Consider the following 25,370-nt stretch of genomic DNA (forward strand, 5'->3'; position numbering starts at 1 on the left):
TGTCGAAAGGGGACGCCCCTGTCATGGAGCGCAAACAAACTTTCGGCCGAACCTGCCATGCAACAGATTGCATTTGAACCGGTTTTAGGGCCATTGCCGTGGCGGTGACGCCGCATCGCGCCCCGCCTTACGGAATAATCAATGAACATCCAGACGAATCCCGCCAAGATCGAACAAACTAGTGCCGGCTTCCCGACCGTCACGGAAGCGCCGATACGCTCCAATTTCCTGCCGGAAGACCGGCTGCGCGCGCTGGGCGCAGCACTCGCCAAGGGCGATGTCAGGGACCTGTTCGGGCTTTCGCCGTTCGAATTCCAGGCCCGCATCCGCGACAGCGCCAAGAAGATTCTCGAAGTCTACCGTTCGACCAACGCCGCCCAGGCCAAGGGCGAGACGATCACGCCCGCGGCGCAATGGCTGCTCGACAACAACTACCTGGTCGAAGAGACCATATTTCAGGTCAAGCGCGATCTGCCGCGCCGTTTCTACCGCCAGTTGCCGACGCTCAAGCTTGCGGGCGGCACGGCGTTGCCGCGCGCCTTCGTCGTCGCCTGGAGCTATGTCGAGCATTCCGACAGCGCCGTCTCGGCGACCATGTTCAAGGCCATCGTCGAGGGCTTTCAATCGGTCGAGCCGCTGAAGATCGGCGAGCTCTGGGCGCTGCCGTCGCTGCTGCGGTTCGTGCTGATCGAAAACCTCCGACGCATCGCAGTGCGCGTCAACCGTACCAGAGAGATGCGCCAGATCGCCAACGAGGTCGCCGACCGGGTGTTGGCGACCGACGACAATGCCGACCGGACCAGGATCCTGTCGAGCTACGCCGCGCATGCGCAGGATACCACTTTCGCCACCCAGCTCCTTTATCGCCTGCGTGACGGTTCGCAGAACGCCGGCCGCGCGCTGGAATGGCTGGAGGGCGAGCTCGAGAAGACCGGCTCCGACGCCGAGGAGATCATCATCTCCGAGCATCAGACGCTGTCCAGCGGCAACGTCACCACCGGCAACATCATCCGCGGCCTGCGCCTCATCAACGACGTCGACTGGACGGTCTGGTTCGAGGGCGTCAGCCGCATCGACACGCTGCTGCGCGAGAAGACCGATTTCGCCGCGCTCGATTTCTTCTCGCGCGATCAGTATCGCACCGCGATCGAGCAGCTTGCGCGCCGCTCCGACCTTTCCGAATTCCGCGTCGCCGAAACGGCGATCGAGCTTGCAGGCCACATGCCTGGGGTCACCGATGCGTCCGGCGTGCCGGAAACTGCCGACCCCTCCGTGCATACCGATGTCGGCTTCTTCCTGGTCGGACCGCGTCGGCCGGAGCTGGAACAGGCGATCGGCTACCGGGCTCCCTTCTATGTGACTTTCAAGCGCGCCTTTGCCGCCACCGGCTGGCTCGGCATCGTCGTGCCGGTCTTCCTGCTGACGGTGCTCCTGCTTGTGCTGTCCGGCAACGCGCTTGCCAATCTCGGCCTCTCGGCGGGGGCGATCACGCTGATGCTGGCTTTGTTCGCGGTGCCGGCGAGCGAAGGCGCGTTGGCCTTCTTCAACACCGTCGTGGCGCTCTTCCTCAAGCCGACGCGGCTAGTCGGCTATGACTACAAGCACGGCATCCCCACCTCAGCGCGCACGCTGGTCGTCGTGCCTTCGCTCATCGGGTCGCGCGACGACGTCGAGGAAAACATCCGCAACATCGAGGTGCATCATCTCGCCAACACGGCAGAAGAGATCCATTTCGCGCTTTTGTCCGACTGGCCGGATTCCAAAACCGAAATCGACGCAGCCGACATCGAGATCCTGCAATATGCCCGCGACGAGATCGCCAGGCTGAACGCCCGCTACCCGTCGGAAGGTGCTCCGCGCTTCTATCTTCTGCATCGCCGCCGGCTCTACAATCAGGCCCAGGGCTGCTGGATGGGCTGGGAACGCAAGCGCGGCAAGCTGCACGAGCTCAACCTTCTGCTGCGCGGCGACAGCGATACCACCTTCCTGCCGCTCGATGTGCCGCTGCCGGACAAAGTCACCTATGTGATGACGCTCGACGCCGATACGCGCACCACCCGCGACGCCGTCTCGAGCCTTGTCGGCAAGCTCGCGCATCCGCTCAACCGTCCGCATTTCGATCCGGCAAAGCGCGTCGTCACAGCCGGCTACACCATCCTGCAGCCGCGCATCACCGCCTCGCTCACCAGCGGCGACGATGCCTCCTTCTTCCAGCGCGTCTTCTCGGCCAATCGCGGTCTCGACCCGTACGTCTTTGCCGTGTCCGACGTCTATCAGGACGTCTTCGGCGACGGAACTTTCACCGGCAAGGGCCTCTACCATATCGACGCCTTCGAAACGGCGCTGAAGGGCCGCATCGAGGAAAACACCATCCTCAGCCACGATTTGCTCGAAGGCGCCCTGGCGCGCGCCGCGCTCGTCACCGATGTCGAGTTGGTCGAGGACTATCCGACCCGCTACTCGGTCGACGCCTCACGCCACCACCGCTGGGCGCGCGGCGACTGGCAATTGCTCGGCTTCATGTTCGATCCGCGCTCTGGCGTTCCGGCACTGTCGCGCTGGAAGATGGTCGATAACCTCCGCCGCTCGGTGACCCCGATCTTCTGGGTGATGGCCTGTATCGCCGGCTGGACGCTGCTGCCGTTCACGCAGGCCGCGCAGTGGCAGGCGCTGATGATCCTCAGCCTGTTCATGGCCCCGACTTTCGACATCGTCAACGGCATCCTGCCGAAGAGCGGCGACCAGACGCCGCGCGGCCATTTCTCGGCGCTGGCGCGCGACACTGTGTTCGGCACCGCGCTGGTGGCGCTGAAGGTGCTTTTGATGGCGCACCTCGCCTGGATGATGGGCGATGCCATCGTCCGCACTCTTTACCGGCTCTTCGTCAGCCGCCAGAACCTTCTGGAGTGGCGCACCGCCTCGCAGGCGCACAAGACCGGCGGCAGCGATCTCGGCGCTTATTACAGCATGATGTATGGCGCCGTGATCATCGGCGTTGTCGGCCTTGCCGTTCCGGTGCTGGCCGATTCCACCGGCGCGTTCGTCGCCTTCTTCTTCGCGATTTTCTGGATCGGCTCGCCAGCCGTCGCCTGCTGGATCAGCCGCTCGGCCGAGACCGAGGACAGGCTGCGCATTTCCGCCGCCGACATCCATGCGCTGCGCACCGTGGCGCGTCGCACCTGGCATTATTTCGAGACCTTCGTGACGGCCGAGCATCACCATCTGCCGCCCGACAATTTCCAGGAAAGCCCGGCGCCGGTGGTGGCGCCGCGTACCTCGCCGACCAACATCGGCGTCTACCTGCTCTCGGTGGTGTCGGCGCGCGACTTCGGCTGGATCAGCCTGTCGGATGCCATCACCCGCATCGACGCCACGATGACGACCATCGAGAACATGCCGCGCGATCGCGGGCATCTCTACAATTGGTACGACACGACGACGCTGAAGCCGCTTTATCCGCTCTATATCTCGGCGGTCGACAGCGGCAATCTCGCCGGCCATCTGGTCGCCGTGGCTGCGGCCTGTGCCGAATGGGCCGAGGCGCCTTCCGTCCACCTGCAGGGCGATTTCGAGGGCATCCTCGATACCGTCACCATCCTCGACGAGAGCCTGGAGGAACTGCCCGACGACCGCCGCCAACTGCGGCCGCTGCGCCAGCGTCTTGCCGACCGCCTCGACGGCATGCGCCGGGCAGTGATGACCATCAAGGCGCAGCCCGAGATGGCCTCGATCCGCACGATCAATCTCGCGGTGCTGGCCGGCGAGATCCGCAAGCTTGCGACCGCCATTCACGTCGAGGCGGCGTCGCCCAAGAGCGACGTCATCGCCGACTGGGCGGCCAGGCTGGAGGCGACCTGCGAGGCGCATGTGCACGATTCGCACAATGACGAAAGCGCGGTCTCGGCGCTCCGCACCAAGCTGCTCGCGCTGCGCGGGCGCTGCCGCCGCTACGCCTTCGAGATGGATTTCTCCTTCCTGATGCGGCAGGAGCGCAAGCTCCTGTCGATCGGCTATCGCGTCGAGGAGCACCAGCTCGACGAGAGCTGCTACGACTTGCTCGCCTCCGAGGCGCGGCTGACCAGCCTGTTCGGCATCGCCAAGGGCGACTTGCCGACCGAGCACTGGTTCCGGCTCGGCAGGCCGATTGTCGAGATCGGTTTCAAGGGCGCGCTGATGTCCTGGTCGGGCTCGATGTTCGAGTACCTGATGCCGCCGCTGGTGATGAAGGAGCCGCAGGGCTCGATCCTCAACCAGACCAGCAAGCTCATCATCAAGCGCCAGATCCAGTATGCGCGCTCGAAGAACGTGCCCTGGGGCATCTCGGAAGCGGCCTACAATGCCCGCGACCGCGAGCTCACCTACCAGTACACCAACTTCGGCGTGCCCGGCCTCGGCCTGAAGCGTGGTCTCGGCCAGAACACCGTGATCGCGCCTTACGCCACTATCCTGGCGGCGCAGTTCAATCCGCGTGAGGCGGTGCAGAACCTGATGCGGCTGCGCGCGATCGGCGCGCTCGGCCGGCACGGCTTTTACGATGCGGTCGATTTCACGCCGCAGCGCGTGCCGGAAGGTACCGACCACGCGGTCGTCCAGAACTACATGGCCCACCATTCGGGCATGTCGATCGCCGCCGTGGCGGACGCCATCTTCGAGGGTCGGCTGCGCGAACGCTTCCACAGCGATCCGGTGATAGAATCGGCCGAACTCCTCTTGCAGGAGAAGGCGCCGCGCGACATCCCGACCGCTACCGTCAGGACCGAGGCCGACGAGCGCTCCAAGGACGAGACCGAGACCGAGAGCCCGGACAGCCGCATCATCCTTGACCCGATCAAGGCGCTGCGCGCGACCAACGTCATGTCGAATGGCCGTTACTCGGTCATGGTCACCGCCACCGGCTCCGGCTACAGCCGCTTCGGCGAGCTTGCCGTCACCCGTTGGCAGCCGGACCCGAGCGAAGACCGCCTCGGCTCCTATATCTTCTTGCGCGACACCGCCACCGGCGACTGGTGGTCGGCCACCGCCGAGCCGAAGCGCGCCGAGGGCGAGCGCGTGCAGACGCTGTTTGCCGACGACAAGGCAAGCTTCACCAAATCGATCGGCTCGCTGCGTTCGGAGGTCGAGTGCATCGTCATTTCCGAAGGCAATGGCGAAGGCCGGCGCGTCACGCTTTACAATGACGGCCCCACCGACCGGCACATCGAGGTGACGTCCTTTGCCGAGCTGGTGCTGGGCAACGAAGCCTCCGACAACGCCCATCCGGCCTTCTCGAAGATGTTCGTCGAGACCGAGATCTCCGCTAACAACGGCGCGATCTTCGCCACCAGGCGCAAGCGCGAAAAGAACGAGCCCGACCTAACCGTGGTGCATTTCGTAACCGATCCGTCGGGTCCCTCGCGCGACGCCGAGGCCGAAACCGATCGCCGCGCCTTCATCGGCCGCGGCCGCACCATCGCCGACGCTGCCGCCTTCGATCCCGGCGCCCGGCTCTCCGGCAGCCACGGCTTCACGCTCGACCCGGTCGCGGCACTTCGCCGCCAGGTGCGCGTGCCGGCCAACAAGAAGATCTCGCTGACCTTCTGGACCGTCGTCGGCGCCAACCGGGGCGAGCTCGACGAGGCGATCGGCCGCCTCGACCATCAGGAGAGCTTCGCCCGCCAGGCGATGCTCGCCTGGACGCGCAGCCAGGTGCAGACGCGCCATCTCGGCCTCAGCCTGACCGATGCCGCCAATGTGCAGAAGCTGGCGCGTTACCTGATCTATCCCGATCCGTTCCTGCGTCTGCCCGCCGACTCCATCGCCTCGGGCCTCGGCCGCCAATCGAGCCTCTGGCCGACCAGCATCTCCGGCGATTTTCCCATCTTCCTGGTGCGCATCGGCGACGTCGCCGATCTCGAGATCGTCGCCCAGGCGCTGCGCTTCCAGGAATATATGCGCGCCCGCGGCATGATGATCGACTTCGTCGTCGTCAACGAGCAGGCATCCTCCTACGTGCAGGACCTGCAGCGCGCCGTGGAGACGCTGTGCGAGAACAGCCGCCTGCGTGGTCGCGAGCTTGGCCCGCGTCAGCACATCTTCGCCGTGCGCCGCGACCTGATGGACGAGCCGACCTACAAGACCCTGCTGTCGGTCGCGCGTGTCGCGCTCCACACCCGCAACGGCACCATCTTCGACCAGCTCGAGCGGGCCGAGACGGCGGCATTGCAGGCCCGCGACGCGTTGCAGCAGGCGGAAGGCGTTCCGGCTCGCCAGCCGTCGCTGCCTTTGCCGGAGCCGACGCGGGCAAGCGAGGGGGGAGCCGATATTGCCGCCGACGGCACCGGCCTCGGCCTCTGGAACGGCTTTGGCGGCTTCGATGGCGACGGTCGCCACTATGTGACGCGGCTGACCGGCCGTCGTGTGACGCCGCAGCCCTGGATCAATGTCATCTCCAACGCTTCCTTCGGCTTCCACGTCTCGGCCGAGGGCGCCGGCTTCACCTGGAGCCGGAACAGCCGCGACTACCAGCTGACGCCGTGGTCGAACGACCCGGTGTCGAACCGGCCGGGCGAGGGCTTCTATATCTACGACCAGTTGAGCGGCAAGGCGTTCTCGCCGATGGCCGCGGTGGTGCGCGATCCCTCGATGACCTACGAGACCTGGCACGGGCAGGGGTTCTCGACCTTCCGCTCGAAGCGCGGGCCGCTGTCGATGGATCTGACGCAGGTCGTCGACCCGGTGGATCCGGTGAAGATCACCCGGCTGCGCATCCAGAATGCCGGCCCCGCGCCGGCAAGGCTGCGCGTCTATGCCTATGCCGAGTGGGTGCTCGGCGGCCATCGCTCGCGCACGGCGGCAACCATCGTGCCGACCAGGGACGCCGCGACGGGCGCCATGCTGGCGCAGAACCCCTACGGGCTCGACTTCGGCGAGCGGGTGGCTTTCCTCGCCGCGACGGCGCCTGTTCATTCGGTGACCGCCGACCGCGGCGAGTTCGTCGGCAGGCACGGCACGACCGAATATCCGCAGGCCGTGCTTGGCGGAGTTGCTTTGTCCGGCCGCGTCGAGGCAGGCGACGATCCGTGCGCGGTGATCGCCAGCGACATCGACATCCCGGCCGGCGGCGACGTGACGCTGTTCTGGCTGCTTGGCGACGCCGCCACGGCCGCCGAGGCGAGCGCCCTGGTCCAGACCCACAGGGACAAGGATTTCGACCGGCGTCTGGCCGACAATGAGCGCGTCTGGCGCGGCTTCCTCGACACCATTCAGGTCGAAACGCCGGACAAGGCGCTCAACGCCATGGTCAACCACTGGCTGCCCTACCAGAGCCTGGCCTGCCGCATCCGCGCGCGGTCGGCCTTCTACCAGGCGAGCGGCGCCTTCGGCTTCCGCGACCAGTTGCAGGATACTCTGGCCTTGCTGGCGCATGATCCGAAGCTGGCGCGCGACCAGATTCTCAACGCCGCCCGCCGGCAGTTCCAGGAGGGCGACGTGCAGCACTGGTGGCTGCCCCGCACCGATGCCGGCGTGCGCACCATGATCTCGGACGATGTCGTGTGGCTGGCGCACGCGACGGCCCGCTACATCGAGGTGACGGGCGATGCCGCCATCCTCAAGGAGCAGATACCGTTCATCGACGGGCAGGAGCTTGGCGAGGGCGAGCACGACGCCTTCTTCACGCCCGAGATCACCAAGACCACAGCCTCGCTTTACGAGCACTGCGCGCGGGCGCTCGATCTGGCGATCAAGCGCAGCAGCCCGGCCGGCCTGCCGCTGATCCTCGGCGGCGACTGGAACGACGGCATGAACCGTGTCGGCGAGGGCGGCAAGGGCGAAAGCGTCTGGCTAGGCTGGTTCCTGCTGAAGACGCTGGGTGACTTCGCCCCCATCGCCAAGGGACAGAGCGATGGCAAGCGGGCGCAGGCCTGGACGAAGCACGCGGACCTGCTGAAGCGGGCGCTGGAGAGCACGGCCTGGGACGGCCAGTGGTACCGGCGCGGCAGCTTCGACGACGGCAGCCCGCTCGGCTCCCGCAATTCGGACGAGTGCAAGATCGACTCCATCGCCCAGTCCTGGAGCGTGCTGTCGGGCGAGGGGGATCCTGCCCGCTCGACCACGGCCATGGAGCAGGCGACGAAGATGCTCGTCGACGACAAGCACAAGATCGTCAAGCTGTTCACGCCGCCCTTCTCGAACAGCGACAAGGATCCCGGCTATATCAAGAGCTACCCGCCGGGCGTGCGCGAGAACGGCGGCCAGTACACCCATGCCGCCACCTGGTTCGTCATCGCGCTGGCCGAGATGGGACGCACCGACGAGGCTTATCGCTGCTTCTCGATGCTGAACCCGGTCAACCACGCCTCGGACGAGGCGGCGGCCGAGCATTACCGCGTCGAGCCTTACGTCGTGGCGGCGGACATCTACGCCGGCGAAGGAAAAGGCGGCCGCGGCGGCTGGACCTGGTACACGGGGTCGGCCGGCTGGCTCTACCGGGCCGCGGTGGAAGGAATCCTCGGCATCGAGCGGCGCGGCAAGCAGATCACGTTTAGGCCGAAGCTGCCCGGCCATTGGGACGGCTACGCCGCCACACTCAAGATGTTCGGCGGCGAAATCAAGGTTCGCGTCATCCGCGACAAAAAGACCAAGTCGATCGCGCTTGAAGTCAATGGTTCGAAGACCAAATCATGGTCTTTCGAACCGAAGGCCGGCGAGATGACCGACGTCGTCGTCAAGATACCTGCGTAGGATCAACGACTTGCCTTGCAGGCCGCGCATCTCTCGGGATGCGCGGCCGAGCTTGGCGTTTTACTTTGGCCAATGAGCCGGGCAGCGTGCGCCCACGCTGCTTCAGGCACGGCTAAGCAAGCGCCAAGTGATTAAAAATGTGGCAGCGCTGGGCAGGTGCCATTGTTTTGCCGCAAGGCTGACATTTCACCTTTTATCTCAAACCGTTAGGTGATCACGTCAGATTTCGCACCGTCGTCATCTTTTGTTCGCTAAATGGGAACGGAAGGGATAGACGACGCATTGTTTCGCGACACATTAACCGGTACGTGTCAAAAAATGGTGCGGCGCACAATACCGACATTGAGCACGGACAAGAGTTTGGCGGAGTAGCTGAAGTGTCACTTCTGCAGATCTACTTTAGAGCGCTGAGTTATCTGGCTGCGGACAAGAAGCGCGTCGCGCTGATCTGCGGCGCCAACGTCGCGCTTGCCGCGATCGCTATTCTCGAGCCGATCCTTTTGGGCCGGGTGATCGGCGCCATTTCCGAAAAAGGTCCGGTGTTTTCGACGCTCGCCGTCTGGGCTGCTCTCGGTGTCTTCAATGTCATAGCTTTCGTGCTGGTGTCGCGCGGCGCCGACCGCTTCGCCCATGCCCGGCGTTCGGAAGTGCTGTGCCAGTCCTTCGAGCGCGTCATCACCATGCCGCTCGCCTGGCACCACCAGCGCGGCACGTCCAATTCGCTGCACACGCTGCTGCGCGCCGTCGAGACCCTGTTCAGCCTGTGGCTCGAATTCATGCGCGTGCATCTCTCGACGGCCATTGCGCTGGTGCTGCTGGTGCCGACCGCGCTTTCCATGGACATCCGCATGTCCATCGTGCTGCTTGGCCTCGGCGTGCTCTACGTCGGAATCGGCCGTATCGTCATGCGCCGTACCAAGTCGGGGCAGACCGCCGTCGAGCGCCACTACCACACCGTCTTCGCCCATGTGACCGACAGCGTCAGCAACGTCGCCGTGCTGCAGAGCTATAACCGCATCGGCCATGAGACCGCGACGCTGAAGCGCTACGTCAAGGACCTGCTCGACGCGCAGAACCCGGTGCTCGACTGGTGGGCCATCGCCAATGCGCTGAACCGCCTGTCGTCGACCATCTCGATGATGATCGTGCTCTCGATTGGGGCTTATCTCGTCACCCGTGGCCAGCTCCGTGTCGGAGACGTCGTCGCCTTCACCGGCTTTGCCGGAATGCTGATTGCCCGTCTCGACCAGATGTCGGCCTTCACGACGCAGATTTCCGAGGCGCGCGCCAAGCTCGAGGATTTCTATCGCCTCGAGGACTCGGCCGCCGAAACCGCCGAGCCGGACGGCCTGCGCGAGTTGACCAACGTCACCGGCCGTGTGCGCTTCGAGGACGTCAGCTTCGAGTTCGCGAATTCGGGCCATGGTATCGAGAATGTCTCCTTCGAGGTGCCGGCCGGCAAGACCGTCGCCATCGTCGGCCCGACCGGCGCCGGCAAGACGACGCTCATCAACCTGCTGCAGCGCGTCTTCACGCCGTCCAGCGGCCGCATCCTGATCGACGGCATCGACACCCGCACGGTGACCCGCAAGTCGTTGCGCCACTCGATCGCCACCGTCTTCCAGGACGCCGGCCTGCTCAACCGCTCGATTGAGGATAACATCCGGGTCGGCCGCGCCGATGCGAGCAATGACGAGGTGCACGCCGCCGCCAATGCCGCCGCCGCACAGGACTTCATCCTGGCCAAGAGCAGCGGCTACGATACCGTCGTCGGCGAGCGCGGCGGCCAGCTCTCGGGCGGCGAGCGCCAGCGCATCGCCATCGCCCGCGCCGTGCTGAAGGATGCGCCGATCCTGGTGCTCGACGAGGCGACCAGCGCCCTCGACGTCGAGACCGAGGACCGAGTCAAGGAAGCGATCGACGAACTGCGCCGCAACCGCACGACCTTCATCATCGCCCACCGCCTGACCACCGTGCGCGACGCCGACTTGGTCGTCTTCATGGACAAGGGCAAGGTGGTCGAATACGGCGGCTTCACCGAGCTGTCGCTGCGCAACGGCCGCTTCGCAGCCCTGCTGCGCGCCGGCGGCCTGCTCAACGACGAGGAGGTCCGTCGCCTCAGCCGTCCGGTGACGGAAGCGGCGTAAGCTTTCTTCCCTGTGGGACAAGGTGTCGCCGCAGGCGACAGATGAACTGTCCAGGAAGACCAGCGTCTCACTCCGTCGCGCACCCTATCCGTCTCGGCGCTCGCGCGCCGATCCACCTTCTCTCACAAGGGGAGAAGGAGAGAGTGCGACAACCGTCCGATTGCCCCTGATGCATCGCCGGTCTATTTAGATCGGCATGAGCGACACCACCTCACGCCTCGCCGGCTGGATCGATCTCGCCAACCCGACGCGCTTCGTCGGGCTGGCCGACAAGGTTATTCCGTGGCTCGCGGCGACCGCGGCGATACTGCTCGGCGTCGGCCTCTATATGAGCTTCACCGCGCCGGAGGATTTCCAGCAGGGCATCACGGTGCGCATCATGTACATCCACGTGCCTTTCGCCTGGCTTGCGATGATGTGCTACACCATCATGGCGATCTCGGCGCTCGGCACGCTGGTCTGGCGCCATCCGCTGGCTGACGTGGCGCTGAAGGCGGCGGCTCCGATCGGCGCCACCTTCACCGCGCTCGCGCTGATCACCGGCTCCATCTGGGGCAAGCCGATGTGGGGCACCTGGTGGGTGTGGGACGCTCGGCTGACCTCGGTCTTCGTGCTTTTCCTTATGTATCTTGGCATCATCGCGCTGACCCGCGCGCTGGACGACGCCGGCCGCGCCGCCTGGGCCGCCGCCATCATCACGCTGGTCGGCTTCATCAACATCCCGATCATCAAATTCTCGGTCGACTGGTGGAACACGCTGCACCAGCCGGCCTCGGTCTTCCGCCTCGGCGGCCCGACCATCGACCCTTCGATGCTGTGGCCGCTCGCCGTGATGGCGCTTGGCTTCACCGTGCTGTTCTTTGCGCTGCACCTGATGGCGATCCGCACGGAGATTTTCAGGCGCCGCGTGATCGCGATGCGCAGGGTTGCGGCTCGGCAGGCTGAGCGGCAGTAGATTTTCGGATCAATAGCGGTCTGTCGCGTTCCTTCTCGCCCCCCTCTGTCCTGCCGGACATCTCCCCCACAAGGATGGTGCGATTGCTTTCGGCAACTTTCAGCGTTTGGAGGAGGGCGCGACGCCCGAGCCGCCAATCTCCCCCCAAGTGGGGGAGATGTCCGGCAGGATAGAGGGGGACGGTTTCCCGCCAGCCTAGACGAACTTAAAACATCTGCGTGCGTCTCAGGATCCTCAAGCCATCTTCCCCCGCGCCGCCACCGGCAGCGTTTCCAGCACCTTGTCGCCATCGATCAGATGCACCTGGTCGAACAAATTCGTCACCACGCAGCAATGATCGGGAACCACGCGCACGCGCTCGCCAATGCGCAGGGCGGCGCCGTCTGAAAGCGTGACGTTGCCGTGCTCCTCGCTCAATCCAGTCACTCGCGCGCTGGGCACGCCGAGCAGCTCGCCGAAATCCGGCAGTCCTAGCGTATCGGAGGACAGAGCCTTGCTGCCGCTGTCGAGGATGGCGCGGGAGGGCGTCGGGTGGCTGACCACGGTGGCCAGCACCGTCAGCGCGCAATCGTCGAGCGTGCCGACGCCTTTGGCGACCTGGTAGCGGTCGAGATAGATGTAGGTGCCGGGCCGGTATTCGGTGACGACGCTGTCCTGGCCCGAGCGCCACATGTCCGGCGTGCCTCCGCTGGAGATGCGCCGGCATTCGAGCCCGGCCGCCGCAAGCGTCTCGCGCGCGTTCCGCAGCCACGCCTCGGCTTCGGCGGCGCGGCCCGCCGCCGGATAAGTCATCAGCCCGCCGAGGGTCAGGCCCTTGGCCTGGTCGATCACTTTCGCCAGTGCAACCGCTTCGGCCGGGCTCTGCACGCCGCAGCGGCCCATGCCGGTGTCGCATTCGACCAGCACCGGCAGCGGGTGGCCGGTATCGGTGAAGGTCGCGGCTAGCCCTGACAGCGTTTCGTGGCTGTCCGCCGTGACCGACAGCGTGACGCGGCCATGCAGTGCCTTCAGCCGCTCCAGCTTGGCGCGGCCGAGAATGTTGTAGGGCAGGAAAATGTCCTCAAGCCCGGCATCGGCCATCACCTCGGCCTCGCCGATCTTCTGGCAGGTGATGCCGACCGCGCCAGCCGCGACCTGCTTCTTCGCCCAGTAGGGCAGCTTGTGCGTCTTGATATGCGGGCGAAGCTTCAGCCCGTGGCGGTCGGCATGCGCCTGCGCCTTTGCGATGTTGGCTTCGGCGCGGGCCGCGTCGATCAGGATCGCCGGCGTGTCGAGATCGTCTATGCTTGCCATGAAGATCACCGTTCAAAAGCATGTCTCCCGAAAGTGGGAACCGGTTTCGGGAATGAAGACATGCGCAATCAAAAACCGGTTGGGGTTATGGGCTTGATCGGGCCGGATGTCACGAGGCCAGAGCCGTCGGTTTGCGTCGACAGCGGATCGGCATTGGGATATTCGGGTTGGCAGATTTCAGCAGGCAGCGGCCGGAAGGAAAAACGACCATGAAGCGCTCCAAAATCAACGACATCATCCGCGAAGCCGACGCCTTCATCCGCTCGTTCGGCTACATGATGCCGCCCTTCGCTTACTGGTCGCCGGAAGAGATGAAGGCGCACAAGGCGGACTCCTCGGCCATTTTCAGCTCGCGTCTCGGCTGGGACATCACCGACTACGGCCAGGAGAAATTCGATGAGCTTGGTCTCTTCCTTTTTACCGTCCGCAACGGCCGCTACGCGGACATGAAGCTCGGCATGGGCATGCTCTACGCCGAGAAGATCATGATCTCGCGCAAGGACCAGCTGTCGCCCATGCACCGCCACAACATCAAGGCCGAGGACATCATCAATCGCGGCGGCGGCAAGCTGGTGCTGGAACTGTTCATGCACGACCGCGACGGCGGCATCGACCCGAAGGCCGAAGTGTCGGTGCCGGTCGACGGCACCATCACCAGATTGCCCGCCGGCGGGCTCCTGAAGCTCGACCCGGGCCAGAGCGTGACGCTGCTGCCGGGCGTCTGGCACGCCTTCTGGGCCGAGGGCAAGGACGTGCTGATCGGCGAGGTCTCGACCGTCAATGACGACCTCACCGACAACGTCTTCCGCGATCCGATCGGCCGCTTCTCCAACATCGAGGAGGATGTGGCGCCGGTTCACCTTCTGGTGTCGGATTATGAAAAATGGGTGGGGTAGGGCGAGGGCCTAGTCGTCCCAATTTCGCTGCTGAAAGAAGGTCCAGATACTGATAGTGCTGTCGTCCCGGTCGCTCGTGCTGTGCAGCGTGAGGACAATATCCACGGTGGGCGGCGCTTTGATCATGGACTGTGATCACGCGCGTCCCGTCGTCGGGTACGATGCCTGTGCCCCATTTCATTTCCCGATTTCCTCCGGCCTGCTGCAGTCGGGGAGTGGAATCTTCGAACTGCTCCCTCATCGACGCATCGTTTGGAAACGGTTCATCGGTGAGTTTGCAAAAACCTCCCACGACCCGGCAACTGCTGCCTGAATGGCGCTTTCTATACTGGCGCTCTCGGCTTGGCTGATTGTTTCAGACATACTGAGAGTTCCAATCTACCGCGCGTACTTGTCCGCCTTCCGATTGCCCAGCAGCATCTTGCGCTCCAGGTGCGCGCGCAGCTCGCCGTAATAGGCGGTGAGGAATGCCCTTGAATCGACCGGCTCGACCCTGGCGCCGATCTTGCGGCCTATCGTTTCCGCCACCGCTTTCATCGCGAAATAGTCGTCGCGGCGCAGCACTTCCTCCAGCTTGTGCAGCTCGGCGATGCCATAGGCGTCGAGCTGCGCAGCGCTGAACTGGAAGCGGGTCGCGACCGGATCCTTGCGCAGCGACAGATCCTCGAGCAGCGCCACCTTCGGCGCCTCGACCACCCATGTTCCGGCGAGCAGGTCGCCGATCCGTAGCCGGTCGCGGTTGAAGAGCGGGAATAAGGAGAACAGCAGCGCCCACAACAGGCCGAAGATGGTCGACAGCGTGTCGGCGACACCGGCGCTGCCGCGCGCCGCCAGGATCGACAGCGGCAGGAACACCTCGATCTCGCGCATCAGGTTGCGCGCGATGACCTGGTCGAGGCTGAGGCCGGCGCCGCTGCGCGAAGCGACGCGGACGCCGACCATCCGCTTGCCGGGCGTCGCCGCCCGCCGGCCCGCCTCGAAGGCGATGAAATAGACGTTGCGCAACAGGAAGATGAAAATGATCCAGACGATGAAGAGCGGTTCGGCGTCCTTCACGCCGAGCCCGCCCAGGCCGAAGATCGCGACAAGGCTGACCGCGACGGCGGCGACGACGATGATCACCACATCGAGCAGGAATCCTGAAGCCCGCGTCCCGGCATCCGCCAGCTTGACGCGCAGGTCCACGCCCTCCGGCGTGACCAGCGGGCGCACCAGCGCGGCGGGATTCCTAGCCGTTGCCATGCCGCACCATCCGGAACAGGTAGAAATAAGAAATCCAGAGCGCCAGCATGCCGCCGCCGATCGAATAGCGGGCGATATCGCTTGTGATCGTCTGCCGGCCGATGCCTTCCAGCAGGCCGGCAAACAGCAGCATCACGACGACGCCGACCATCGCGGTCGCCGCCACGCGGCCCGCTCGTGAGGCCGCGGCCATGCGCGTCAGCTCGCCGGGAAAGGCGATGCTGGTGCCGATTCGCATGCCGGCCGCGCCCGCGATGGCGATGGCAAAAAGCTCCGTCGTGCCGTGGATCGACAGCCAGCCGCCGAGCTCGAAACCGAGCCCCTTGGCGGCATAGATCTGGAAGATGGCGCCGAGCATGCAGCCATTCATCAGAATGATCAGCACGCTGGGCACCGCAAAGGCGAAGCCGAGCGCGAAGGCCAGGATCGAGACCTGCGTGTTGTGGGTGAAGAGATAAGCTGCGAAGCCCGAGAGAAAGTGGTCGCCGCCGCCATAAAGCACGCTGCGCAGCATCTCGGCTGACGAATCCGGATTGCGCCCGCCGGCGAGGCTCGGCGCGATGATGGCGTCGTACCAGCGCTTGTCGGAGGCGACCAGCCAGTATCCGGCAATGGCGCCGATCACCGTCAGGGCGACCGATGCCCACACCTCGCGCCACAAGTCGCGGATCGCCGCCGGCCAGTCGTGCAGGAAGAAGTCGCCGATGCGCGTTCTCAGGGATCGCCGCGCGCCATAGAGGTAAAAATAGCCGCGCAGGCAGAGCGCTTCGAGATAGGCGACGAGCGCGCTGTCGAGCGAAGTGGCGCGTGCCACCGAAAGCGAGGACAGCGCCGAGCGGTAGAGCAGGGGCAGCGACAGCAGCTCGTCTTCCGACAGGGCGCGCGGCGCCCGCTTCTCGACGCGGGCAAGCAGCGCCTCGAACGCCTTCCAGTCGGCCTCGCGCTCCTGGCGGAAGCTTGCCAGCGACTGGCGGACGGCATCGGTGCCGGCGGGCAGCGTCATAAGAGGTTTTCCTCCTTGAGCTGGATATAGCGCTCGACCAGGGCGGGGCCGAGCCGCTGGTGGTCGGTCTCGATGACATGCGCGCCGAGCAGCCTGAGGCGTCCGATCACCACCTGCCGCTGTTTGAGCAGGTCGCCGGCGGTGACCGCGCGGGCCACGTCCTCCGGGGCGGTAGGCGCCATATCGGCCAAGGTCTCCAGCTCGACATCCTTCATCAGCATGAACAGCACCAGATGCCGCTCGGTCAGCCGCCCGACGGTGCGCAGCATCAGCTCGGCGCTGATCGGGTCGACGAAATCGGTGAACACGATGACCAGCGAGCGCCGGTCGAGCTTCGCGGCGAGCGTCGTCAGCGCCAGGGTGAAATTGGTCTCCTCGGTCGAATAGTCGATCTCGGCGGCGCGCTTCTGGATCATGGTGAAGCTCGGCGAGCCGCGCACGGCGCCGCTGGAAACGCGGGGCCTGGCGTCGAAAGAAAACAGGCTGACGAGGTCGCCGCCCTTGAGCGCAATGAAGGCGGACAACAGCGCCGCCGTCACGGCCCGGTCGACTTTCGGCACGCCCTCGACCGGCTCGCACATCAGCCGGCCACTGTCGATGGCCAAGACGATGTTGTTGTTCTCTTCGATGCGGAATTCGCGGGCAAGCAATTTGCCGTGGCGGGCGCTGCGCTTCCAGTCGATCATGCGCCGGCCCATTCCGGGCTGGTAGTCCTTGAGCGCCTCGAACTCGCGGCCCTGGCCGGCGCGCTTCTGGGCATGCCCGTCGGCAAGAGCGGAACGCTGCAGCAGCGTGATCGCCTCGTCGCGCGCGCGGCTGACATCGGGCAGCACCGCTATCTTGCGGTCCACCGGCAGCACGGCCTGGTTCCAGACCAGCCCGAACGGCCCTTGCCAGCGCAGCCATAGCCGATCGAAGCTGGCGATGCCGCGCCGAACGGCGTCGAATTCGAGATCGAGCGTGCCGCCATTCGCCGGCAGCGTGCCGCCCGTTCCGTTGACCGGCGCCAGCCGCTGGTCATGCCCGACGCGCGCCTGCAGCCACCGCGTTCGCGCCCCGAGACCGGCCGAGATGTGCAGCGTGAAACGTCCGCCGACGCCGACCTGCGGCGGCGCGGTGAGCGTCGCGCTGAGCGACGCGCGTCCGCGCCCGGCCGCCGCGTCGACCGCCAAGAAGGCAAGCAAAGCGCAAATCCAGAGCAGCCCGAGATACCAGACATGCGGCAGCGCGAGCGCGATCAGGAAGGCGGGAATCGCTCCCGCCGCCGCCGCCCATACCGCTCTGCCGCTCGGATAGATCAACGCGGCGCTTCCGTCTGGTCGACCAGGTCGGACACGATCTGCTCGACCAGCTTTCCGTCGATCTGCGCCGCCGGCGAGAGGATGACGCGGTGGCGCAACGCCGGCACGGCTAAAGCCTTGACGTCGTCGGGGATGACATAGTTGCGGCCGTCGAGCGCGGCCCGGGCTCGCGCCGCGCGCGCCAGCATGGCGCCGGCGCGGGGACTGGCGCCGACCTCCAGATCCGGGCTTTCGCGCGTGCCGCGCACGAGGGCAGCGATGTAGCCGACGACGTCGTCGACCAGCGTGACGGCGCCCACTGTGGCAAGCGCCACCTCCAGCGTCTTGCGGTCGGTCTGCGCCTTGATGCCGTATTGCTCGATATTGTGCGAGGCGGAGCCGCCGCCGTGGTGGATGATGATGGCACGTTCTTCCTGCGCGTCCGGATAGCTGACCCGGTGCTTGAACAGGAAGCGGTCGAGCTGGGCCTCGGGGAGCGGATAGACGCCTTGATGCTCGATCGGGTTCTGCGTCGCCACCACCATGAAGTTCTTGCCGAGCGAATGGGTCGTGCCGTCGAATGTGACCGCGTGCTCCTGCATGGCTTCGAGCAGTGCAGCCTGCGTCTTCGGCGGCGTGCGGTTGATCTCGTCGGCAAGCAGCAGATCGCAGAAAATCGGGCCGCGCGTCAGCGTGAACTGGCCGGTCTGGAAATTGTAGATGTTGGCGCCGACGATGTCGCCGGGCATCAGGTCGGGCGTGAACTGGATGCGCCCATAGGCGACGCCGAGCGCCTGCGCGAAGCAGCGCGCGGTCATGGTCTTTGCGGTACCGGGCGGACCTTCGAGCAATATATGGCCGCCGGCGAACAGCGCCGTCAGCATCAGATCGACCGTGTCGCGCTGCCCGGTGATCGCTTTAGCCACTTCTTCCCTGATCGCGCTCGCCAGGGCTTTCACTTCATCGACGTTCACCGAGCCTCCTTGCCGTCCAGTCATGCAGCTCTTCCGCTGCTTCATGCATTGCGGCCAATGTGTTGGAACCGTTCGCAGCCTTGAACCGCACGGTGAAGCCGTTCGCTTCATTTTTGTCGCGGGAATCCAGCCAGCGGTCCAGCGCTTCACCCTGCAGCCCGTGCGGCGCGCCAAGCAGCGCGGCGGCGCGCTGGCGCATCATCGCGGCATAGCGGTCGCCGAGTTCCTGCAGCCGTCCTGCCCGCTTCAGGAGCATTGCCGTGGTGTCGACCAGCGCCTGCTTACCGAAGGCGATGGCGCGACCCTCCGTGCGCGGCGGCCCGAAGCGACCGAGCCCGTGCAGGAAGGCGAGGGCAGCCGCCACCAGCACCGACAGCGTCAGCGCCAGGAAGGGCGGTTCGACCAGGAGCTTGCCGAGATCGTAGTTCTGGCCGATGCCGTGAAGCGTCAGGTCGAACATAACCGCGCCCTTGGCGGGCTCCAGCATGGCGATCATGTCGAGCGCCGCCGCCGCCTTTTGCGGATCCTTCAGCGCCGCGTTGTTGATGAGATCGGGATCCGTCAGGATGTAGAAGGGTTCGCTGTCGAGTTCGGTGAGAACAGCCTTGCCGTCACCCGCCGCAATCAGCGGATGATTGTCGGCTACCCATTGCAACTCCTCGGGCACGGCGATCTTGCGCCCCTCTACATCGATCCGATCGACCGATGGCTTGCCGTCGCCGAGCTTGGCCTTGGCGAGGCGACCGAGCCAGTCGTTGACCGCCGTTGCGGGCAGCCTCTCGACTTTCGTCTCCCAGCCCTCCTGGCCCGGCTGCGGAAAGGTGACCCATTTGGGCAGCACGAAAAGCGTGTGCTTGCCCAAGCGGAGCTTGATGATGCGCTGAAGCGCCGCCGGGTCGCTGTTGGGCGCGATGGTGACGATCAGCAGGAATGTGGATGCCAGGGGAGATTGCAGATCCTTCTCCCCGCGCGCCATGGGCGGCGCCTGCCCGTTGGTGAGCTTCAGCCATTCCACGAGCCCGGCATAGCCGGTGCCGCCCTTGGAGAGCGGTGTTGCGCCGCCCTGGGGCTGACGAAAGTCCGGAGCGTAGGTCGAGAGCAGGAAGAATCCGGCGGCCGCGAGCAGGCTGGCGAAGATGCCCCAGAACAGCGTCTTGCGGCTGAACGGCTCTTGTGCCTCTGTCGCCTCCGCGCTCATGCCCAGGCATCCCGGAAGGCAAAGCGCTCATAGGCGCCGCGCGCCTGCTGCCAGCCCTCGGCGCCGACCGGCCGGCGAGCGAACAAGGCGGCCTCGACGATGCGCGCGATCTCACTGAAGGCAGCGCGGGGGCGGGACGGGATGGAACCTGCGGCGGCGATGTCGCGCGCGGTCAGCGACGGGCGCAGGAAGTCGGGCAGGCGGCTGGCGATGTCGGCAACGCTGCGCCGGAGCAGCAGATGCACCGCCTCGTCATAGTCGCCGCGCGCGGCGAGCGCATCGGCTTCGGAGAGCAGGATCTGAGCCGCGCCGGCATCCGGGCGCCATTCCTCCTGCGCCTCAGCCTCCTTGCTCAGGCGCCGCCACGGCAGCCGCCAGGCGATGCCCTTCGCCTCGAGCACGAGCAGGAACACGATGATTGCGACGCCGATGATCACAGCGCCCCAGAACAGATAGATCATGTAAGGGCCTAGCTTTGCCAGGGCTTCCAGAAAAGGCTTCAGCCATTCCGGCGGCTCCGGCCGCACCAGCCCCGGCAGGTCAAACTGGATCGAATCGTCAGCCAGCAGCTGCTTGTGCATCTTGGCCAGCCATTCGGCGTCCGCTGTGGCCGGCTGTGCCGCTGTCACCAACTCGCTCCCCTGCTACCCACGGGTTCGACACTGGCAATACCGCAGGACAATTGCAAGTGATTGGACGCGTCTCGTCAATACTGGCAGATTTGCTTTGGGGCGATAGGCTGGCGTGGAGCGGCCAAGCAGGGGAGGGCGTCATGACTTCAGCCGCGTTGGTACGGCAGGAGAAGTATCAGATCGGCCGAGTGTTCAACAACACTTTCTCCGTGATCGGTCGTAATATTGTACTCTGCGTTGGTCTTGCGGCGCTGTTTTCAGGACTACCGCAACTGGTCACCCAGCTCGTGCCACAACTGGTCACCCAGCACGTGGGTCTGAATTCCCATACTGGAAATCCGGCGAATTTCGCCGCGGCTATCACGAACCACAAGCTCGGCTTCATCATTGGAACTGCGGTCATTGCAATACTTTATCTCGCCTTTGCGGTTCTGTTGCAGTCGAGCCTCGTCCGGGTGGCGATCGAGGACATGAACGGCAAGAAGCCGACTTTCGGCGATTCCATCGCAACAGCGATCCGCTTCCTGTTGCCCACGGTCGCCATAGGTCTGCTTGTAGCGCTCGGCGTGGGCGCGGCCTCGATTGCCTTGCTGGTGCCTGGGATTATCCTCGGGCTCGGCTGGTCGGTGGCAATACCGGTGCTCATTCAGGAGCGCTTGGGCGTCTTCGGCTCGATGTCGCGCAGCCGCGCCCTGACCAAAGGCAGCCGCTGGGCTCTGTTTGGCCTTTTCGTGATCCTGGTCATCATGGGGCTTGTGATGCAATCCATCACCGGAGTGGTCGTTTATCTATTCCATGGCATCGTCGCCGCCGTCGTGGCCGCCATGGTCCAGAGCATCGGCTCGATGGTGGGTTCCGTCGCAGCCGCGGTCAGCTATGTCGAACTGCGACAGGTCAAGGAAGGCACCGGCGTCGATGAACTGGCGGAGATATTCTCGTAGTCTGGGATGCTGGCGAGGCCGGCCGAAGTGCTGGTGAGCGGCAGCCCCCGCTGAGAGCCTGCCTGTCCTGCAAAATCGCCATCCTGGCCTCAAATCAGAGCGCGACCGTGAGCTTTTGCTGCAGTCGGCGGTTCTGGCTGACACCGGGAATACCCGAAACAATTGCAAGTCCACTGGACGGGGCCCGCCGTTCTTGGCAGATTTACTTTGAAGTTGCCGAATTGGATTCGGCAGCGGCTCGGGGGAAAGCTATCATGACCACTGCGACATTGGGACGACCAGGCAGATTCGAAATCGGCAGGGTGTTTAACAGCACTTTTGCCGTCATCACGCGCAACATAGGACTCTGCGTCGGGCTTGGGCTTTTGTTTGCCGGCCTGCCGACGCTGCTCATCAGGTTATGGACCCAACCGCAGATGGAAGCGGTGATGAATGGCGATCCAAGTGCCATGGCGGATCCGAACGCGGTGCTGCGCAACTCCTATCTCAGCATCCTCGCGGGATTGATTTCCTTCGTCTTCACGCTGCTGCTCCAGTCGTCGCTGGTGCGGGCAACAATCGAGGATCTGAACGGAAGGCGGCCATCCTTCGGCGACAGCGTGCAGATTGCCATCCGCTTCCTGTTGCCGACGCTCGCGATCGGCCTGCTCGTCGGCATCGGCTCTGCGCTTGCGATGATCGCGCTGATCGTTCCCGGCATCATCCTGTGGCTCGGCTGGTCAATGTCGGTTCCCGTTCTCATCCAGGAGCGGTTGGGCGTATTCGGCTCGATGTCGCGCAGCCGAGCGCTGACCAAAGGCAATCGCTGGTCGCTGTTCGGCCTCTTCCTCATCCTGGTCATCATCGGGATGGTCATCCAGTGGGGGATCCTGGTGGTGCTGCTTCTCTTCGGCGGGATCCTTGCCGAACTGGGCGCCGCCGTGGTGCAGGCCGTCGTCTCGATGGTGCTCTCCGTCGCCACCGCGGTCAGCTATGTCGAACTGCGCCAAGTCAAGGAAGGCACCAGCGTCGATGAGTTGGCGAAAATCTTCTCTTAGCAACGTCCGGGCCGCCTTCCACTTTGAGGGCGGCCGCCCGCTGTCTCAACGACAACAGCAGTGGTCTGCCTGCATGGTCGTGCGGCAGAGGCATGACGATGTGATCGGCACGTCCGCCTTGGTCAGCGCCAAAGCAAGTTTCGCCTGCAAGCCCGGCAGCTCCTCGCTCTCGCGGCGCCGCTTCAGGCATTCGACCAGCCCGTGCAGCGCCCAGACATTGTCCGGATGCTGGGCGCAGCGCTGCACGGCGCCGCTGAGGCCCAGATCGTCGCGATCGGTCCTGGGAGGAATCAGGACTCCAGTCAAACCGTCTCGAAATGCTGCTCGAGCGCCTGGTGCTGCTCGCAGCCATGCACGCCCTTGCGGTAGGTGCGGTAGACCGAGCGCCAGTAGGGCTGGATGATGATGCCGGAGTCGCGCAAATTCTGCTCGATCTTGGCCATGATCTCCTTGCGCTGGGCGGCATCCGGGGTCGCAAGTGCTTTATCGAGAAGCTCGTCGAACTCCTTGTTCGAATAAGCGCTTTCGTTCCAGGCCGCGCCCGATTTATAGGCCAGCGCCAGCACCTGGACGCCGAGCGGGCGGCCGAGCCATTCGGTGCAGGAGTAGGGGAACTTGCTCCAGTCGTTCCAGAAGGTGGCGGCCGGCAGCACGGTGCGCTTGATCTTGAGGCCGGCCTCGCGGATCTGGGCGGCGATCGCGTCGGCGGTGCTCTTTTGCCATTCGATGTCGACCGAGATCAGCTCGTATTCGTGGTCGGCCTTGCCGGATTCGGCCAACAGCTTCTTCGCCGCGTCGACATCGCGCTTGGCCGGGCCGATATCGGCGAATTCGGGATGCATCGGTCCGACATGGTGGTTATCGGCGGGCTTGCCCCTGCCGTCGAGGCCGAGCTTCAGCACGGCCGCATTGTCGACGGCAAGCTGGGCGGCACGGCGCACCTTGACGTCGTCATAGGGCGCGTTGCCGACATTGAAGCGCGCGACGAAGGTCGAGCCGGTCGCGATCTCGGAATTTTCGAGCCCCATCTGCTCGGTCTGCGACACGGCGTCCGAGGCGGTCCCGTGGTCGGTGTCGATCTCGCCGGATTCGAAGGCCGACAGCATGGCATTGGGATCGGAGCCGTAGTCGACCCACTTGATGCCGTCGAGATAGAACTCGCCCTTCCACCACGGCTTGTCCTTGCGCTTCACCTCCGCACCGGTCTCGGCGTCCCAACTCACCAGCTCGCACGGGCCGGTGGTGATGGCCAAAGCCTTCTTCGGATCGGCATCGCCTTCATAGGAGCGGTGCATGATCAGCGCCGGATAGTCGGCCATGCCGGCGATCAGAGAGATGTCGGGTTTGGGCAGGTTGAGCTTGACGGTGTAGTCGTCGACCTTCTGGATACCGCCGTCGACCGGCTTCTTGGTATCGGCATTGACGAGCGCGCCCATGCGCGCGGCGACCGAATTGCCGGCGACCGAGGCATCGCACCAGCGGTTGAGGTTGTGGATCACGTCGTCGGCGTTGAAAGTGTCGCCGTTGGACCAGGTGATGCCTTTGCGCACGTGAAGCGTGATCGTCTTGGCGTCGTCGCTGGTCTCCCAGTTTTCGAGCAGCCAGGGCTCGAAGGTGAAGTCGGTTTTCCAGCGCACCAGATATTCGTTGCAATGACGCGCGACATTCGACATCTCGACGCCATCGAAAGTGCGCGGATCCTTGAACCCTTTCACGTTCATGGCGACGCGCAGGACCCCGCCCGGCTTCGGCTCCTCGGCGCGGGCAGGCGAGGGGGCAAGCCCACCCAACGCCAGCGCGCCGGCGGCGCTGACGCCCAAGCCGGCCATAAGCGCCAGATACTCGCGGCGGCTGATCGCGCCCTTCTTGAAATCCTCCGCGGTCGGCCTTGCCCCCGGGTGCAGTTTTCTGTCGGTCAGCATGAATTTCATTGTCGTTCCCTCTATTGTTGGTGCATGTCGCCCGCGCGCGGTTTTTGGCGGCAACGACCTACACGAAACCCAGGGGCGCCCCCTTGCCGTCAGGCGCGGAGGCGGATACGGCCGCCGGGCGCCGTTGCCTGCGAGGAGATCATAGGTCCGCTTTCCGCGGCGGAATGTTTGGTTTTCCGCAATTCTTGTGCGCTGTTCCGCAGGCTAAAGTTGGCTGACGCGCATAATTGCTGCGCCTTGCCGGGCGGCTGGGTCTCCGGTCTTCGCGGTCAGAGCTCTGCGTAAAGTTGCGCCGCATTCTCGAAGGTGAAGCGCAGCGGCGCCGATCCCTCGACCTGCCACACGCTCACCGTGTCGCCTGCCATCAGCCGGCAGGCGTCGAGCGTGTTGGTCACGGCGCCGCCATAGAGGCGGTTGGCGAGGTTGAGGATGCCGGTCTGGTGCATGGCGCTGCTGCCGCTGCCGCAGGCATCCTTGACCAGCAGCACGCGAAAACCGCGCGTCACCGCATCCTTCACTGTGGCGTCGATGCAGGCTTCGGTCCACACGCCGGCAATCACCAACCATTCGATTCCGGCCGCTTTGAGCTTGTCGCCAAAATCGTTCTTGCCGAAGACGCTCGCTTCCTGCTTGAGCAACATGGCTTCGCCCTTTTGCGGCGCCACTTCATGGCAGATCGCCGTCAGCGGATCGTCCTTGTCGGAGAAGGCCGACTTGGCGCTCTCGTCGAGCGGATGGAACGGCCGCGCCTCGGCGAGGTCGACAATATAGGCCCAATGATAGAGCGGCACGAAATTGCGCCGCGCCGCCTGCTGCAGGCGTTGGACATTGGCGAGGATGTCGGCAAAGCCTTCGACCAGATAGCGCTTGTCCTTGCGATGCTCCTCCTGGAGATCGATGAACACCGCGGCCACCGCGCCGCGCCGGATGGAAATGGGGGATTTCATGCGGATGCTCTCGAAGGGGTGCCGCGGCGCGTCGGAATGTGCCGCAGCGTATCAGCTTCGTCATTCCAGCGCGAAGCAGCCGCGAAGCGGCGTCGCGAAGACCCTGGAATCCATTCCGTTACCTTGATCGAAGAGTGCGGCCTAACAGAATTCTGCGCCGTTGCGGCGCTCCG

At 64.9% G+C, this 25,370-nt stretch carries 15 protein-coding genes and 1 pseudogene; 6 read left to right on the forward strand and 10 right to left on the reverse strand.

The genetic code is table 11. From position 1 onward, the window contains the following. Nucleotides 1–141 precede the first annotated feature (141 nt). The 3 genes from CK221_RS17240 to CK221_RS17250 all read left to right on the forward strand — a co-directional run bounded on the left by CK221_RS17240 (nucleotide 142) and on the right by CK221_RS17250 (nucleotide 11,823). Complete coding sequence (locus CK221_RS17240; RefSeq protein WP_095778590.1) at nucleotides 142–8,721, forward strand: glucoamylase family protein; 8,580 nt, start codon at nucleotides 142–144, stop codon at nucleotides 8,719–8,721. A 377-nt stretch (nucleotides 8,722–9,098) separates the two neighbouring features. Next, on the forward strand, nucleotides 9,099–10,868 hold the full coding sequence (locus CK221_RS17245) for a glucan ABC transporter ATP-binding protein/ permease (protein ID WP_067000546.1): 1,770 nt from the start codon (nucleotides 9,099–9,101) through the stop codon (nucleotides 10,866–10,868). Nucleotides 10,869–11,064: 196 nt separating this feature from the next. Further along, on the forward strand, nucleotides 11,065–11,823 hold the full coding sequence (locus CK221_RS17250) for a heme ABC transporter permease (protein WP_067000549.1): 759 nt from the start codon (nucleotides 11,065–11,067) through the stop codon (nucleotides 11,821–11,823). Nucleotides 11,824–12,057: 234 nt separating this feature from the next. Here CK221_RS17250 and CK221_RS17260 read toward each other — a convergent pair whose 3' ends face one another. After that, entirely contained in the window at nucleotides 12,058–13,116 is a 1,059-nt protein-coding gene (locus CK221_RS17260; RefSeq protein ID WP_095778697.1) for a D-TA family PLP-dependent enzyme, read from the reverse strand. A 209-nt stretch (nucleotides 13,117–13,325) separates the two neighbouring features. Here CK221_RS17260 and CK221_RS17265 point away from each other — a divergent pair, with 209 nt between their 5' ends. Further along, on the forward strand, nucleotides 13,326–14,012 hold the full coding sequence (locus CK221_RS17265; protein ID WP_095778592.1) for a D-lyxose/D-mannose family sugar isomerase: 687 nt from the start codon (nucleotides 13,326–13,328) through the stop codon (nucleotides 14,010–14,012). Between the two features lie 378 nt (nucleotides 14,013–14,390). On the opposite strand, the gene CK221_RS17270 is transcribed toward CK221_RS17265, so the two are convergent. The 6 genes from CK221_RS17270 to CK221_RS17295 are packed head-to-tail and all read right to left on the reverse strand — an operon-like array spanning nucleotide 14,391 to nucleotide 20,338. Next, a complete protein-coding gene (locus CK221_RS17270; RefSeq protein WP_095778593.1) occupies nucleotides 14,391–15,254 on the reverse strand; it encodes an RDD family protein in 864 nt (287 codons plus the stop codon). Continuing rightward, nucleotides 15,241–16,257, reverse strand: coding sequence for a stage II sporulation protein M (locus CK221_RS17275; RefSeq protein WP_095778594.1), 1,017 nt, complete (start codon nucleotides 16,255–16,257; stop codon nucleotides 15,241–15,243). The genes CK221_RS17270 and CK221_RS17275 overlap by 14 nt, the downstream gene beginning before the upstream one ends. Beyond that, nucleotides 16,254–17,558, reverse strand: a complete 1,305-nt coding sequence (locus tag CK221_RS17280) for a DUF58 domain-containing protein (RefSeq protein WP_095778595.1) — start codon at nucleotides 17,556–17,558, stop codon at nucleotides 16,254–16,256. Before CK221_RS17280 ends, CK221_RS17275 begins: the two co-directional genes overlap by 4 nt. Then, nucleotides 17,555–18,511: a MoxR family ATPase gene (locus CK221_RS17285; protein WP_095778698.1), complete on the reverse strand. Its 957-nt coding sequence runs from the start codon at nucleotides 18,509–18,511 to the stop codon at nucleotides 17,555–17,557. The genes CK221_RS17280 and CK221_RS17285 overlap by 4 nt, the downstream gene beginning before the upstream one ends. Continuing rightward, on the reverse strand, nucleotides 18,498–19,709 hold the full coding sequence (locus CK221_RS17290; RefSeq protein ID WP_095778596.1) for a hypothetical protein: 1,212 nt from the start codon (nucleotides 19,707–19,709) through the stop codon (nucleotides 18,498–18,500). Before CK221_RS17290 ends, CK221_RS17285 begins: the two co-directional genes overlap by 14 nt. Further along, nucleotides 19,706–20,338 carry a DUF4129 domain-containing protein gene (locus tag CK221_RS17295; protein WP_067000982.1) on the reverse strand — a complete coding sequence of 211 codons (633 nt, stop codon included), beginning with the start codon at nucleotides 20,336–20,338 and terminating at the stop codon, nucleotides 19,706–19,708. The genes CK221_RS17290 and CK221_RS17295 overlap by 4 nt, the downstream gene beginning before the upstream one ends. 143 nt (nucleotides 20,339–20,481) lie before the next feature. Between CK221_RS17295 and CK221_RS17300 the strand changes: the two genes are divergently transcribed. After that, nucleotides 20,482–21,282, forward strand: a complete 801-nt coding sequence (locus tag CK221_RS17300) for a hypothetical protein (RefSeq protein ID WP_095778597.1) — start codon at nucleotides 20,482–20,484, stop codon at nucleotides 21,280–21,282. Nucleotides 21,283–21,536: 254 nt separating this feature from the next. Beyond that, on the forward strand, nucleotides 21,537–22,319 hold the full coding sequence (locus CK221_RS17305; protein WP_095778598.1) for a hypothetical protein: 783 nt from the start codon (nucleotides 21,537–21,539) through the stop codon (nucleotides 22,317–22,319). A gap of 45 nt (nucleotides 22,320–22,364) precedes the next feature. Here CK221_RS17305 and CK221_RS17310 read toward each other — a convergent pair. From CK221_RS17310 to CK221_RS17320, 3 genes and pseudogenes are all read right to left on the reverse strand, one after another. After that, nucleotides 22,365–22,592: pseudogene (locus CK221_RS17310) on the reverse strand (hypothetical protein); the annotation flags it as partial. Between the two features lie 29 nt (nucleotides 22,593–22,621). After that, nucleotides 22,622–24,250, reverse strand: coding sequence for an ABC transporter substrate-binding protein (locus CK221_RS17315; RefSeq protein WP_095778599.1), 1,629 nt, complete (start codon nucleotides 24,248–24,250; stop codon nucleotides 22,622–22,624). A gap of 269 nt (nucleotides 24,251–24,519) precedes the next feature. Beyond that, nucleotides 24,520–25,197 (reverse strand): isochorismatase family protein, encoded by a 678-nt coding sequence (locus CK221_RS17320; protein ID WP_095778600.1) that lies wholly within the window; start codon nucleotides 25,195–25,197, stop codon nucleotides 24,520–24,522. Nucleotides 25,198–25,370: the final 173 nt, after the last annotated feature.

The organism is Mesorhizobium sp. WSM3868, assembly GCF_002294785.1.
GTDB lineage: Bacteria > Pseudomonadota > Alphaproteobacteria > Rhizobiales > Rhizobiaceae > Mesorhizobium.